12 protein-coding genes are annotated in these 13,156 nt (G+C 69.3%); all 12 read left to right on the plus strand.

Features of this window, described 5'->3' with window-relative positions:
- Nucleotides 1-335: 335 nt before the first annotated feature.
- Genes AMK18_RS10020 through nuoL form a run of 12 tightly spaced genes read left to right on the plus strand, consistent with a single transcriptional unit; the run spans nucleotide 336 to nucleotide 13,152 of the window.
- Nucleotides 336-695 (plus strand): NADH-quinone oxidoreductase subunit A, encoded by a 360-nt coding sequence (locus tag AMK18_RS10020; protein ID WP_003967084.1) that lies wholly within the window; start codon nucleotides 336-338, stop codon nucleotides 693-695.
- A gap of 18 nt (nucleotides 696-713) precedes the next feature.
- Complete coding sequence (locus AMK18_RS10025) at nucleotides 714-1,268, plus strand: NuoB/complex I 20 kDa subunit family protein (RefSeq protein WP_018101348.1); 555 nt, start codon at nucleotides 714-716, stop codon at nucleotides 1,266-1,268.
- Nucleotides 1,265-1,975: an NADH-quinone oxidoreductase subunit C gene (locus AMK18_RS10030; RefSeq protein ID WP_073862555.1), complete on the plus strand. Its 711-nt coding sequence runs from the start codon at nucleotides 1,265-1,267 to the stop codon at nucleotides 1,973-1,975. The genes AMK18_RS10025 and AMK18_RS10030 overlap by 4 nt, the downstream gene beginning before the upstream one ends.
- Entirely contained in the window at nucleotides 1,975-3,297 is a 1,323-nt protein-coding gene (locus AMK18_RS10035) for an NADH-quinone oxidoreductase subunit D (RefSeq protein ID WP_018101346.1), read from the plus strand. Before AMK18_RS10030 ends, AMK18_RS10035 begins: the two co-directional genes overlap by 1 nt.
- Nucleotides 3,298-3,326: 29 nt before the next feature.
- The gene (gene nuoE, locus AMK18_RS10040) at nucleotides 3,327-4,142 is read left to right on the plus strand and encodes an NADH-quinone oxidoreductase subunit NuoE (protein ID WP_018101345.1); all 816 of its coding nucleotides are present in this window, start codon (nucleotides 3,327-3,329) and stop codon (nucleotides 4,140-4,142) included.
- Nucleotides 4,142-5,506 carry an NADH-quinone oxidoreductase subunit NuoF gene (nuoF, locus tag AMK18_RS10045; protein WP_018101344.1) on the plus strand — a complete coding sequence of 455 codons (1,365 nt, stop codon included), beginning with the start codon at nucleotides 4,142-4,144 and terminating at the stop codon, nucleotides 5,504-5,506. Before nuoE ends, nuoF begins: the two co-directional genes overlap by 1 nt.
- Nucleotides 5,503-8,010, plus strand: a complete 2,508-nt coding sequence (locus tag AMK18_RS10050; protein ID WP_073862556.1) for an NADH-quinone oxidoreductase subunit G — start codon at nucleotides 5,503-5,505, stop codon at nucleotides 8,008-8,010. The genes nuoF and AMK18_RS10050 overlap by 4 nt, the downstream gene beginning before the upstream one ends.
- Nucleotides 8,007-9,410 carry an NADH-quinone oxidoreductase subunit NuoH gene (nuoH, locus tag AMK18_RS10055; protein ID WP_073862557.1) on the plus strand — a complete coding sequence of 468 codons (1,404 nt, stop codon included), beginning with the start codon at nucleotides 8,007-8,009 and terminating at the stop codon, nucleotides 9,408-9,410. Before AMK18_RS10050 ends, nuoH begins: the two co-directional genes overlap by 4 nt.
- Entirely contained in the window at nucleotides 9,403-10,098 is a 696-nt protein-coding gene (nuoI, locus tag AMK18_RS10060) for an NADH-quinone oxidoreductase subunit NuoI (RefSeq protein ID WP_073862558.1), read from the plus strand. The genes nuoH and nuoI overlap by 8 nt, the downstream gene beginning before the upstream one ends.
- Complete coding sequence (locus tag AMK18_RS10065) at nucleotides 10,095-10,922, plus strand: NADH-quinone oxidoreductase subunit J (RefSeq protein ID WP_073862559.1); 828 nt, start codon at nucleotides 10,095-10,097, stop codon at nucleotides 10,920-10,922. Before nuoI ends, AMK18_RS10065 begins: the two co-directional genes overlap by 4 nt.
- The gene (nuoK, locus tag AMK18_RS10070) at nucleotides 10,919-11,218 is read left to right on the plus strand and encodes an NADH-quinone oxidoreductase subunit NuoK (protein WP_018101339.1); all 300 of its coding nucleotides are present in this window, start codon (nucleotides 10,919-10,921) and stop codon (nucleotides 11,216-11,218) included. The genes AMK18_RS10065 and nuoK overlap by 4 nt, the downstream gene beginning before the upstream one ends.
- A 14-nt stretch (nucleotides 11,219-11,232) precedes the next feature.
- The gene (gene nuoL / locus AMK18_RS10075) at nucleotides 11,233-13,152 is read left to right on the plus strand and encodes an NADH-quinone oxidoreductase subunit L (RefSeq protein ID WP_018101338.1); all 1,920 of its coding nucleotides are present in this window, start codon (nucleotides 11,233-11,235) and stop codon (nucleotides 13,150-13,152) included.
- Nucleotides 13,153-13,156: the final 4 nt, after the last annotated feature.

Below are 13,156 nucleotides of genomic sequence, written 5' to 3' on the forward strand. Positions count from 1 at the left end.
ATCGTGTCCATCGCCAATTTTGCGCGCAGCGCCGTGGCTTGATAGTGCGACACCGCTTTGACCAGCGGTAACGGCAGGAGATGTCACCTCTCGTGATCACTCGGCCGCTTCGTGTACGAAGGTCACCGCTCATCCGACTTCATGATCGTTCGTCAGGTGGTGGAGATCACAAAGACGTTGGTGACCCCCGTGTCGCAGATCACAGGACGGCGGGCATAGGATGCGGGGCAGTCGGGCTTGTGAACTGCCTCACATGTGCACGATCTTGGTGAGGCGGGGAGCCGGTTCGCCCGATGCGGTCCAACGGTCAAGGACGACTGGAAGGAGCGAGGAGCGTGAATGCCTACGCGCCCATCCTCGTGCTCGGCGCCCTCGGGGCAGGGTTTGCGATCTTCTCCGTGGTCATGGCCACGCTTATCGGCCCCAAGCGGTACAACCGGGCAAAGCTCGAAGCGTACGAGTGCGGTATCGAACCCACACCCACGCCGGCCGGAGGCGGCCGCTTTCCCATCAAGTACTACCTGACGGCGATGCTCTTCATCGTCTTCGACATCGAGATCGTCTTCCTCTATCCCTGGGCGGTCAGCTTCGACGCCCTGGGGATCTTCGGGCTCGTGGAGATGCTGCTCTTCGTGCTCACCGTCTTCGTCGCCTACGCGTATGTGTGGCGGCGCGGCGGTCTGGAATGGGACTGAGGGGCTGAGGGGCACACCATGGGACTCGAAGAGAAGCTGCCGAGCGGCTTCGTTCTGACCACCGTCGAGCAGGCGGCCGGCTGGGTGCGGAAGTCCTCCGTCTTCCCGGCGACCTTCGGCCTCGCCTGTTGCGCCATCGAGATGATGACCACCGGGGCAGGCCGTTACGACCTGGCTCGGTTCGGCATGGAGGTCTTCCGCGGCTCGCCGCGGCAGGCGGACCTGATGATCGTGGCCGGGCGGGTGAGCCAGAAGATGGCGCCCGTCCTGCGGCAGGTCTACGACCAGATGCCGAACCCCAAGTGGGTCATCTCCATGGGGGTTTGCGCATCATCGGGCGGAATGTTCAACAATTACGCCATTGTTCAGGGTGTTGATCACATTGTCCCGGTTGATATTTATTTGCCGGGCTGCCCGCCGCGGCCCGAGATGCTGATGGACGCGATCCTCAAGCTGCACCAGAAGATCCAGGGCTCCAAGCTCGGGGTCAACGCCGAGGAAGCCGCCCGCGAGGCGGAGGAAGCGGCGCTCAACGCCCTGCCCCTCATCGAGATGAAGGGGCTCATGCGATGAGCGACGAGCACAACGGCTCCTCCGTCCCCGCCCCGCGCGACGAGCACGGCGAGGTCATCGGCGTACGGAAGGGCATGTTCGGCGCCAACAACGGCGGCGACACCTCCGGCTACGGCGGCCTCGTCCGTACCGTCGTCCTCCCCGGCGCCTCCTCCCGCCCCTACGGCGGCTGGTTCGACGAGGTCGCCGACGAGCTCGAAGGCGCCCTGGAGGAGCAGGACCTCCTCCCGGAGAACGTCATCGAGAAGACGGTGGTCGACCGGGACGAGCTCACCTTCCACATCGCCCGCGAGCACCTGGTCACCGTCGCCAGGACCCTGCGCGACGACCCGGCGCTCCGCTTCGAGCTGTGCACCGGCGTCAGCGGCGTCCACTTCCCCGGCGACAAGGGCCGCGAGCTGCACGCGGTCTACCACCTGCGCTCGCTCACCCACGGCCGGCTGATCCGTATCGAGGTCTCCACGCCGGACGACGACCGGCACCTGCCCTCGCTGGTCCCGGTCTACCCGACCAACGACTGGCACGAGCGCGAGGCGTACGACTTCTTCGGGCTCGTCTTCGACGGGCACCCCGCCCTCACCCGGATCATGATGCCGGACGACTGGCAGGGCTTCCCGCAGCGCAAGGACTACCCGCTCGGCGGCATCCCCGTCGAGTACAAGGGCGCCCAGATCCCGGCTCCGGACCAGCGGAGGTCGTACTCCTGATGACCACTCCCCATGCAACGCCCCGCGCCACCACCGAGGGGACTGTATATACAGTCACCGGCGGCGACTGGGACGAGATCGTCGAGAACGCCGCCGCCTCCGACGACGAGCGCATCATCGTCAACATGGGCCCGCAGCACCCGTCCACGCACGGCGTGCTCCGGCTCATCCTGGAGATCGACGGCGAGACCGTCACCGAGGCCCGCTGCGGCATCGGCTACCTCCACACCGGCATCGAGAAGAACCTCGAATTCCGCAGCTGGACGCAGGGCACCACCTTCGTCACGCGCATGGACTACCTGACGCCGTTCTTCAACGAGACGGCCTACTGCCTGGGCGTCGAGAAGCTGCTCGGCATCGAGGACCAGATCCCCGACCGGGCCACCGTCCTGCGCGTGCTCCTGATGGAGCTCAACCGGCTCTCCTCGCACCTGGTGTGCATCGCCACCGGCGGCATGGAGCTCGGCGCCACCACGATCATGATCTACGGCTTCCGTGACCGGGAGCTGGTGCTCGACCTCTTCGAGCTGATCACCGGGCTCCGCATGAACCACGCGTTCATCCGCCCCGGCGGCCTCGCCCAGGACCTGCCCCCGGGCGCGGTCGACCAGCTGCGCGAGTTCGTGAAGACCATGAAGAAGAACCTGCCGGAGTACGACGCGCTCGCCACCGGCAACCCCATCTTCAAGGCCCGCATGCAGGACGTCGGCTACCTCGACCTCACCGGCTGCATGGCCCTCGGCGCCACCGGACCGATCCTGCGCTCGGCGGGCCTCCCGCACGACCTGCGCAAGACCGACCCGTACTGCGGCTACGAGACCTACGACTTCGAGGTCCCCACCGCCGACAGCTGCGACGCCTACGGCCGCTTCCTCATCCGCCTGGAGGAGATGCGCCAGTCGCTGCGGATCATCGAGCAGTGCATCGACCGGCTCGAACCCGGACCGGTCATGGTCGCCGACAAGAAGATCGCCTGGCCCGCGCAGCTCGCGCTCGGCCCGGACGGCCTGGGCAACTCGCTGGACCACATCAAGAAGATCATGGGCACCTCCATGGAGGCCCTGATCCACCACTTCAAGCTGGTGACCGAGGGCTTCCGGGTCCCCGTCGGACAGGCGTACACCGCCGTCGAGTCCCCCAAGGGCGAACTCGGCGTGCACGTCGTCTCGGACGGCGGGACCCGCCCCTACCGGGTCCACTTCCGCGACCCGTCCTTCACCAACCTCCAGGCCATGGCGGCGATGTGCGAGGGCGGCCAGGTCGCCGACGTCATCGTCGCCGTCGCATCCATCGACCCCGTGATGGGAGGCGTCGACCGGTGACCGAAGCACGTCAGGAAGTCAGTCTGGGGATGCCGCAGCTCCCCGCCCCCGCCTACCCGGCCGAGGCGCGCGCCAGGCTCGAAGCGGATGCGAAGGAGGTGATCGCCCGCTACCCCGACAGCCGCTCCGCGCTGCTGCCGCTGCTGCACCTCGTGCAGTCCGAGGAGGGGTACGTCTCGCGTACGGGCATGGCCTTCTGCGCCGAGATGCTCGGCCTCACCACCGCCGAGGTCACCGCGGTCGCCACCTTCTACACGATGTACCGGCGCAAGCCGAGCGGCGACTACCAGGTCGGCGTCTGCACCAACACGCTCTGCGCGGTGATGGGCGGCGACGCGATCTTCGACCGGCTGAAGGAGCACCTCGGCGTCGGCAACGACGAGACGACCGACGACGGCAAGGTGACGCTCGAACACATCGAGTGCAACGCCGCCTGCGACTTCGCGCCCGTCGTGATGGTCAACTGGGAGTTCTTCGACAACCAGACCCCGGAGAGCGCGACGCAGCTGGTCGACGACCTCATCGCCGGCCGCACCGTCGAACCCACCCGCGGCGCGCCCCTGTGCACGTACAAGGAGACCGCGCGCATCCTCGCCGGCTTCCCCGACGAGCGCCCCGGCGCCGTCGAGGCCACCGGCGGCGCCGGCCACGCCTCGCTCATCGGCCTCAAGCTGGCCAAGGGCGAGGCCGCGCCGAAGGCCCGCGTGGTGAGCCCGCGCGGCGAGGCGCCCAGCGACCAGCCGCAGAAGGGCGCCGAGCACCTCAGCTCCCACGACGCGCCGCAGGAGACCTCGGCATCCGACCCGGACCACCCGGCCGGACCCGCGGCCGAGGAGGGGGAGTGATGACGTTGGCCACCGAGCTCGATCACAACGGGACCAGCCCCGAGAAGCTGCTCGCGCCCGTCCTGTCCGCCTTCTGGGACCAGCCGGAATCCTGGACCCTGGACACCTACCGCCGCCACGAGGGGTACGAGGGACTGCGCAAGGCCCTCACCATGTCCCCGGACGACCTCATCGCGTACGTCAAGGACTCCGGTCTGCGCGGACGCGGCGGCGCCGGCTTCCCCACCGGCATGAAGTGGCAGTTCATCCCGCAGGGCGACGGCAAGCCGCACTACCTCGTCGTCAACGCCGACGAGTCGGAGCCGGGGACCTGCAAGGACATCCCGCTCCTCTTCGCCAACCCGCACAGCCTCATCGAGGGCATCGTGATCGCCTGTTACGCGATCCGGTCCTCGCACGCCTTCATCTACCTGCGCGGCGAGGTCGTCCCCGTACTCCGGCGGCTGCACGAGGCCGTCCGGGAGGCGTACGAGGCGGGCTACCTCGGCACCAACATCATGGGCTCCGGGCTCGACCTCGAACTCACCGTGCACGCGGGCGCCGGTGCGTACATCTGCGGTGAGGAAACCGCACTGCTCGACTCGCTCGAAGGACGGCGCGGCCAGCCCCGGCTGCGGCCCCCCTTCCCCGCGGTCGCCGGTCTGTACGCCTGCCCCACCGTGGTGAACAACGTCGAGTCCATCGCCTCGGTTCCCGCGATCCTGAACAAGGGCAAGGACTGGTTCAAGTCGATGGGCAGCGAGAAGTCCCCGGGCTTCACGCTCTACTCGCTCAGCGGCCATGTCGCCGGCCCCGGCCAGTACGAGGCGCCGCTCGGCATCACGCTGCGCCAGCTCCTCGACATGAGCGGCGGCATGCGCCCCGGCCACCGCCTCAAGTTCTGGACCCCCGGCGGCTCCTCCACCCCGATGTTCACCGACGAACACCTCGACGTGCCCCTCGACTACGAGGGCGTCGGCGCGGCCGGGTCCATGCTCGGCACCAAGGCGCTCCAGTGCTTCGACGAGACGACCTGCGTGGTGCGGGCCGTCACCCGGTGGACCGAGTTCTACGCGCACGAGTCCTGCGGCAAGTGCACCCCCTGCCGCGAGGGCACCTACTGGCTCGTCCAGCTGCTGCGCGACATCGAGGCCGGCAAGGGCCAGATGTCCGACCTCGACAAGCTCAACGACATCGCCGACAACATCAACGGCAAGTCGTTCTGCGCCCTCGGCGACGGCGCCGCCTCGCCGATCTTCTCCTCGCTGAAGTACTTCCGCGAGGAGTACGAGCAGCACATCACCGGCAAGGGCTGCCCCTTCGATCCCGCCAAATCGACCCTCTGGGCCGACGACAAGAACGCTCACCAGGGGGTGAACGCATGACAGTCACCACGAGTGCGCCCTCCGGGGGCGGCGAAGCGGCGATCCCGCCCGAGGACCTCGTCACGCTGACCATCGACGGCATCGAGATCAGCGTGCCCAAGGGCACCCTGGTCATCCGCGCCGCCGAACTCCTCGGCATCGAGATCCCCCGGTTCTGCGACCACCCCCTCCTCGACCCGGCCGGCGCCTGCCGTCAGTGCATCGTCGAGGTCGAGGGCCAGCGCAAGCCGATGGCGTCCTGCACCATCACCTGCACCGACGGCATGGTCGTCAAGTCGCAGATCACCTCGCCCGTCGCCGACAAGGCGCAGCGCGGTGTGATGGAGCTGCTGCTCATCAACCACCCGCTGGACTGCCCGGTCTGCGACAAGGGCGGCGAGTGCCCGCTGCAGAACCAGGCGATGTCCCACGGCGACCCGGACTCCCGCTTCGACGGCAAGAAGCGGACGTACGAGAAGCCCGTGCCGATCTCCACGCAGGTGCTGCTGGACCGTGAGCGGTGCGTGCTCTGCGCGCGCTGCACCCGGTTCTCCAACCAGGTGGCCGGCGACCCGATGATCGAGCTGATCGAGCGCGGCGCGCTCCAGCAGGTCGGCACCGGCGAGGGCGACCCGTTCCAGTCGTACTTCTCCGGGAACACCATCCAGATCTGCCCGGTCGGGGCGCTCACCTCGGCGGCGTACCGATTCCGCTCCCGCCCCTTCGACCTGGTGTCGACGCCCTCCGTGTGCGAGCACTGCGCCGGGGGCTGCGCCACCCGCACCGACCACCGGCGCGGCAAGGTCATGCGCCGCCTCGCGGCCAACGAGCCCGAGGTCAACGAGGAGTGGCTCTGCGACAAGGGCCGCTTCGGCTTCCGCTACGCCCAGCAGCGCGACCGCCTCACCACCCCGCTCGTCCGGGGCGAGTCCGGCGAGCTGGAACCGGCGAGCTGGCCCGAGGCGCTGGCGGCCGCGGCCGAGGGGCTGTCCGCCGCGCGCGGCCGGACCGGCGTCCTCACCGGCGGCCGGCTGACCGTCGAGGACGCGTACGCGTACAGCAAGTTCGCGCGGATCGCCCTGGACACCAACGACATCGACTTCCGGGCCCGGGTCCACAGCGGCGAGGAGGCCGACTTCCTGGCCTCGCGCGTCGCCGGGCGCGGCAAGGACCTGGACGGGTCCGGTGTCACGTACACCTCGCTGGAGAAGGCGCCGGCCGTGCTGCTGGTCGGGTTCGAGTCGGAGGAGGAGGCCCCCGGGGTCTTCCTGCGGCTGCGCAAGGCCCACCGCAAGCACGGGCAGCGCACCTTCTCCGTCGCCTCGCACGCCACCCGGGGCCTGGCCAAGGCCGGGGGCGCGCTGCTGCCCGCCGCGCCCGGCACCGAGACCGAGTGGCTGGACGCCATCGCGGGCGGGGTCGGCCTGGAGGGCGAAGGCGCCGCCGCGGCCGAGGCGCTGCGCGGTGAGGGCGCGCTGATCGTGGTCGGCGAGCGGCTGGCCGGGGTGCCCGGCGGGCTGACCGCCGCGGTCCGGACCGCGACCGCGACCGGGGCCCGGCTGGTGTGGATCCCGCGCCGGGCGGGCGAACGCGGCGCGGTGGAGGCGGGCGCGCTCCCGTCGCTGCTGCCCGGCGGCCGCCCGGCCACCGACCCGCGCGCCCGGGACGAGGTCGCCGCCGCGTGGGGCGTCGCCGAACTCCCGTCCCGCTTCGGCCGCGACACCGGCCAGATCATCGAGGCCGCGGCCACCGGTGAGCTGGGCGCGCTGGTCGTCGCAGGGGTCGGGACCGAGGACCTGCCGGAACCGGCGCGGGCCCTGGAGGCCCTGGACCGGGTCGGTTTCCTGGTCTCCTTCGAGCTCCGCCCGAGCGAGGTCACCGACCGCGCCGACGTGGTGTTCCCGGTGGCCGCGGTCGCCGAGAAGTCGGGGACCTTCCTCAACTGGGAGGGCCGGGCGCGGATGTTCGAGGCCGCGCTGAAGCCCGACCAGATGACGCGGAACCTCGCCCCGGGCGACGCCCGCGTCCTGCACATGCTGGCCGACGCCATGGACGTCCACTTCGCGCTGCCGGACCTGAAGTCCGCCCGCCGCGAGCTGGACCGCCTCGGCGGCTGGCAGGGCGGGTACGCGGACGAGCCGCGCGTCTCCGCGCAGCCGCTGCCCCGGCCCGGCGACGGCGAGGCGATCCTGGCCGGCCACCGGATGCTGCTCGACCTGGGCCGCCTCCAGGAGGGCGACACCGCGCTCGCCGGGACCCGGCACGAGGCGGTGGCCCGGCTGTCGGCCGCCACGGCTGCGGAGACCGGGGTCAAGGACGGCGACCTGCTGGCGGTGTCCGGCCCGGCGGGCAGCGTCGAACTCCCGCTCCGGGTCACCGACATGCCGGACCGCGTGGTCTGGGTGCCGCTGAACTCGGCCGGGCGGGGCGTGCCGGCCACGACCGGGGCCCGCCCCGGCGGTCTGGTCCGGATCGGCCCCGCCGCTGCCGGTACTCCCGACGTCACACCGGAGGTGCGGGCGTGACCGCCTTCGCTCAACTGGCCGCGGCACCGCACGGTTCGGTGCTCGCCGCCGAGGACCTGTCGATGTTCGGCAACGACCCCTGGTGGCTCGTCGTCATCAAGGCCGTCTTCTGCTTCGCGTTCCTGATGGTGACCGTGCTCTTCTCCATCGTGTGGGAGCGCAAGGTCGTCGCCTGGATGCAGCTGCGCATCGGCCCCAACCGGCACGGCCCCTGGGGCATGCTCCAGTCGCTCGCCGACGGCATCAAGCTGATGCTGAAGGAAGACGTCATCGTCAAGCGCGCGGACAAGGTCGTCTACGTCCTCGCGCCGATCGTCGCCGCCATCCCCGCCTTCATGGCCATCGCGGTGATCCCCTTCGGGCCCTCGGACAACGAGGTCTCGATCTTCGGTCACCGTACGGCGATGCAGCTCACCGACCTGCCGATCGCGATGCTGTACATCCTCGCGGTCGCCTCGGTCGGGATCTACGGCATCGTGCTGGCCGGCTGGTCGTCCGGCTCGACGTACCCGCTGCTCGGCGGGCTCCGGTCCTGCGCGCAGATGATCTCGTACGAGATCGCGATGGGCGCCGCGTTCGCCTCGGTGTTCCTCTACTCCGGGTCGATGTCGACGTCGAAGATCGTGGAGGCGCAGCAGGACCGCTGGTTCATCATCCTGCTGCCGGTCTCGTTCATCATCTACATCGTCACGATGGTCGGTGAGACCAACCGCGCCCCGTTCGACATGCCGGAGTCCGAGGGCGACCTCGTCGGCGGCTTCAACACCGAGTACTCGTCCATCAAGTTCGCGATGTTCATGCTCGCCGAGTACGTCAACATGGTGACCGTCTCCGCCGTCTCCACGACCCTGTTCCTGGGCGGCTGGCGGGCCCCGTGGCCGATCAGCACCTTCTGGGAGGGCGCGAACCACGGCTGGTGGCCGATGCTCTGGTTCGTCGTCAAGGTCCAGCTGCTGCTGTTCTTCTTCATCTGGCTGCGCGGCACGCTGCCCCGCGTCCGCTACGACCAGCTGATGAAGCTCGGCTGGAAGGTCCTGATCCCGGTCTCCGTCGTCTGGCTGATGCTGGTCGCGACCGTACGGGCGCTGCGCAACGAGGGCTACGACTTCTCGAAGATCCTGCTCTACGTGGCGGGCGCCGTGATCGCGGTGCTGCTGATCTCCTTCGTCGCCGACATCTTCCGCGACAAGAAGGAGAAGGCCGCCGCCGAACAGGCCGGGCCCGAGCCGGCGTTCGACCCGATGGCGGGCGGATTCCCGGTGCCGCCGCTGCCCGGACAGACCCTGCCGCCCGTGCCCCGGCGCAGGCCGCGACGCGAGCGGGAGCTCGTTGTCAGTGGCGGGGTGGATACTCAGAGTGACGGAAATCCGAGTGACGGAAAGGAGGCCGACGGTGTCTGAACTGCCTGAGTCGCCGGGGTCCAGGAGGCCGGCGACATCCACCGGCGCGACGGGGTCGACGGCGTCGCAGTCCTCCCAGTCCTCGGAGGACAAGTTCCACAACCCGGTGGCCGGCTTCGGCGTGACCTTCAAGGCCATGTTCAAGAAGCGGCTCACCGAGCAGTATCCGGAGACGCCGAAGGTGACGGCGCCCCGCTTCCACGGCCGCCACCAGCTCAACCGCCATCCGGACGGGCTGGAGAAGTGCGTCGGCTGCGAGCTGTGCGCCTGGGCCTGTCCCGCCGACGCGATCTACGTGGAGGGCGCGGACAACACCGACGAGGAGCGCTACTCCCCGGGTGAGCGCTACGGCCGCGTCTACCAGATCAACTACGCGCGCTGCATCCTCTGCGGACTGTGCATCGAGGCGTGCCCGACCCGGGCGCTCACGATGACCAACGAGTTCGAGCTCGCCAACACCACCCGCGAGAGCCTCATCTACACCAAGGACGAGCTGCTCGCGGGCCTGGAGGAAGGCATGGTCGACAGCCCGCACGCGATCTTCCCGGGCACGGACGAGCAGGACTACTACCGGGGCCTGGTCACCGAGGCCGCCCCCGGTACGGAGCGTCAGCTCGCCGTCTCCAAGGGCGAGAAGCCGTCCGACGAGGCGCAGAGCAACGGCGCCTCGCAGGAGGTGGACGCATGACCGGCCTGGCCGCAGCGGCCTCGCAGACCTCGACCGGCGAGGCATTCCAGTTCTGGGTGCTCGGCACGGTCGCCGTGATCGGCGCCCTGTCCACCGTGCTCATGAAGAAGGCCGTGCACAGCGCGCTGAGCCTCGCCGGGACGATGATCATCCTCGCGGTGTTCTACCTCGCCAACGGCGCGTACTTCCTCGGCATCGTCCAGATCGTCGTCTACACCGGCGCGATCATGATGCTGTTCCTCTTCGTGGTCATGCTCGTCGGCGTCACGGCGGCGGACTCGCTGAAGGAGACCATCAAGGGCCAGCGCTGGCTGGCCGCCGGATGCGGGATCGGCTTCGGCGTCCTGCTGATCGCCGGTATCGGCAACGCCTCGCTGAAGAGCTTCAACGGCCTGGGCACCGCCAACACCGTGCACGGCGGAAACGTGGAGGGGCTCGCCAGCCTCATCTTCACCAAGTACGTCTTCGCCTTCGAGATCACCGGCGCCCTGCTGATCACCGCGACCGTCGGCGCGATGGTGCTCACGCACCGCGAGCGCACCGAACGGGCCAAGACCCAGCGGGAGATGTCCGAGGATCGCGTGCGGAGCAACCACCTGCCGCCGCTGCCCGCCCCCGGCGTCTACGCCCGGCACAACGCGGTGGACATCGCGGGCCTGCTCCCCGACGGCACCCCGTCCGAGCTGACCGTCATGAACACGCTGCGCAAGCGCGGCCAGATGCGCGACGTGTCCCAGGAATCACTGGCCGGCCTCAAGGCACTGGAGCAGCGCTCCGGTGAGCGGCTGGGCCGGGACACCGAAGAAGAGGAGGCCGCCAAGTGAATCCGGTCAACTACCTCTATCTCGCCGCCCTGCTGTTCACCATCGGCGCGGCCGGGGTCCTGATCCGGCGGAACGCGATCGTGGTGTTCATGTGCGTCGAGCTGATGCTCAACGCCTGCAACCTCGCGTTCGTGACCTTCTCCCGGATGCACGGCAATCTCGACGGCCAGATCATCGCCTTCTTCACGATGGTCGTCGCCGCCGCGGAGGTCGTGGTCGGGCTCGCGATCATCGTGTCGCTGTTCCGTTCCCGCCACTCGGCCTCGGTCGATGACGCCAGCCTGATGAAGCTGTAAGGGGCGTTTGCACTGTGGAGAACCTGATTGCGCTGCTCGTCGCGGCGCCCCTGCTCGGAGCGGCGGTGCTGCTGTGCGGCGGCCGTCGCCTCGACCGCGCCGGGCACTGGCTCGGCACCCTGCTCGCCGCCGCCTCGTTCGTCGTGGCCGTGGTGCTCTTCACCGACATGCTCGGGAAGGGCGCCGAGGACCGGGCGCTGCACCAGAAGCTGTTCAGCTGGATCCCGGTCGAGGGCTTCCAGGCCGATGTGGCCTTCCAGCTCGACCAGCTGTCGATGACCTTCGTCCTGCTGATCACCGGTGTGGGCACGCTGATCCACATCTACTCGATCGGCTACATGGAGCACGACGAGCGCCGGCGCCGCTTCTTCGGCTATCTGAACCTGTTCCTGGCGGCGATGCTGATCCTGGTCATCGCCGACAACTACCTGCTGCTGTACGTCGGCTGGGAGGGCGTCGGCCTCGCCTCGTACCTGCTGATCGGCTTCTGGCAGCACAAGCCCAGCGCGGCGACCGCCGCGAAGAAGGCGTTCCTGGTCAACCGCGTCGGCGACATGGGCCTGTCGATCGCGATCATGCTGATGTTCACCACCTTCGGCACGTTCGCGTACGGACCCGTGCTGGAGGCGACCGGCGAGACCAGTGAGGGCAAGCTGACGGCGATCGGCCTGATGCTGCTGCTCGCCGCCTGCGGCAAGTCCGCCCAGGTGCCGCTGCAGTCCTGGCTCGGTGACGCGATGGAGGGCCCGACCCCGGTCTCCGCCCTCATCCACGCCGCGACCATGGTCACCGCCGGTGTCTACCTGATCGTCCGCTCCGGCGCGATCTTCAACGCCGCCCCGGACGCGCAGATGGTCGTCGTGGTGGTCGGCGCGGTCACGCTGCTGTTCGGTGCGATCGTCGGTTGCGCGAAGGACGACATCAAGAAGGCCCTCGCCGGGTCCACGATGTCGCAGATCGGCTACATGATCCTGGCCGCCGGGCTCGGCCCCATCGGCTACGTCTTCGCGATCATGCACCTGGTGACGCACGGCTTCTTCAAGGCCGGGCTCTTCCTCGGCGCCGGTTCGGTCATGCACGGCATGAACGACGAGGTGGACATGCGGAAGTTCGGCGGGCTGCGGAAGTACATGCCGGTCACCTTCATCACCTTCGGCCTCGGCTACCTCGCGATCATCGGCTTCCCCGGCCTCTCCGGCTTCTTCTCCAAGGACAAGATCATCGAGGCGGCGTTCGCCAAGGGCGGCACCGAGGGCTGGATCCTCGGCTCCGTGGCCCTGCTCGGCGCCGCGATCACCGCGTTCTACATGACGCGCGTGATGATCATGACCTTCTTCGGTGAGAAGCGCTGGCAGCCGACTGCATCCGATGGCGGCTCCGCCGCGGGGGAGGGCCACGAGCCGCACCCGCACGAGTCCCCGAAGTCCATGACGATCCCGATGGTCGTGCTGGCCTTCGGCTCGGTCTTCGCCGGTGGCTTCTTCTCGATCGGCGACCGCTTCCTGCACTGGCTGGAGCCGGTCACCGGCCACGACCACGGCGACGCCCCGATCGGCGCGTCGACCGTCACCGCGGCCACCATGGTGGCGCTCGTCATCGGAGTCGCCATCGCCTGGGCGATGTACGGCCGCAAGCCGGTGCCGGTGGCCGCCCCGCGCGGCTCGCTGCTCACCCGCGCCGCGCGCCGCGATCTCCTCCAGGACGACTTCAACCACGTGGTCCTGGTCCGGGGCGGCGAGCACCTGACCCGCTCGCTGGTCTACGTGGACCACACCCTGGTCGACGGCGTCGTCAACGGCACGGCCGCGTCCATGGGCGGGCTCTCCGGCCGGCTGCGCAAGCTGCAGAACGGCTACGCCCGCTCCTACGCGGTCTCGATGTTCGGCGGTACGGCGGTTCTCATCGCCGCGACCCTGCTGATGAGGGCGGTCTGATCAC

The sequence above is a fragment of the Streptomyces sp. CB01249 genome (assembly GCF_001905735.1).
In the GTDB taxonomy this organism is placed as follows: Bacteria; Actinomycetota; Actinomycetes; order Streptomycetales; family Streptomycetaceae; genus Streptomyces.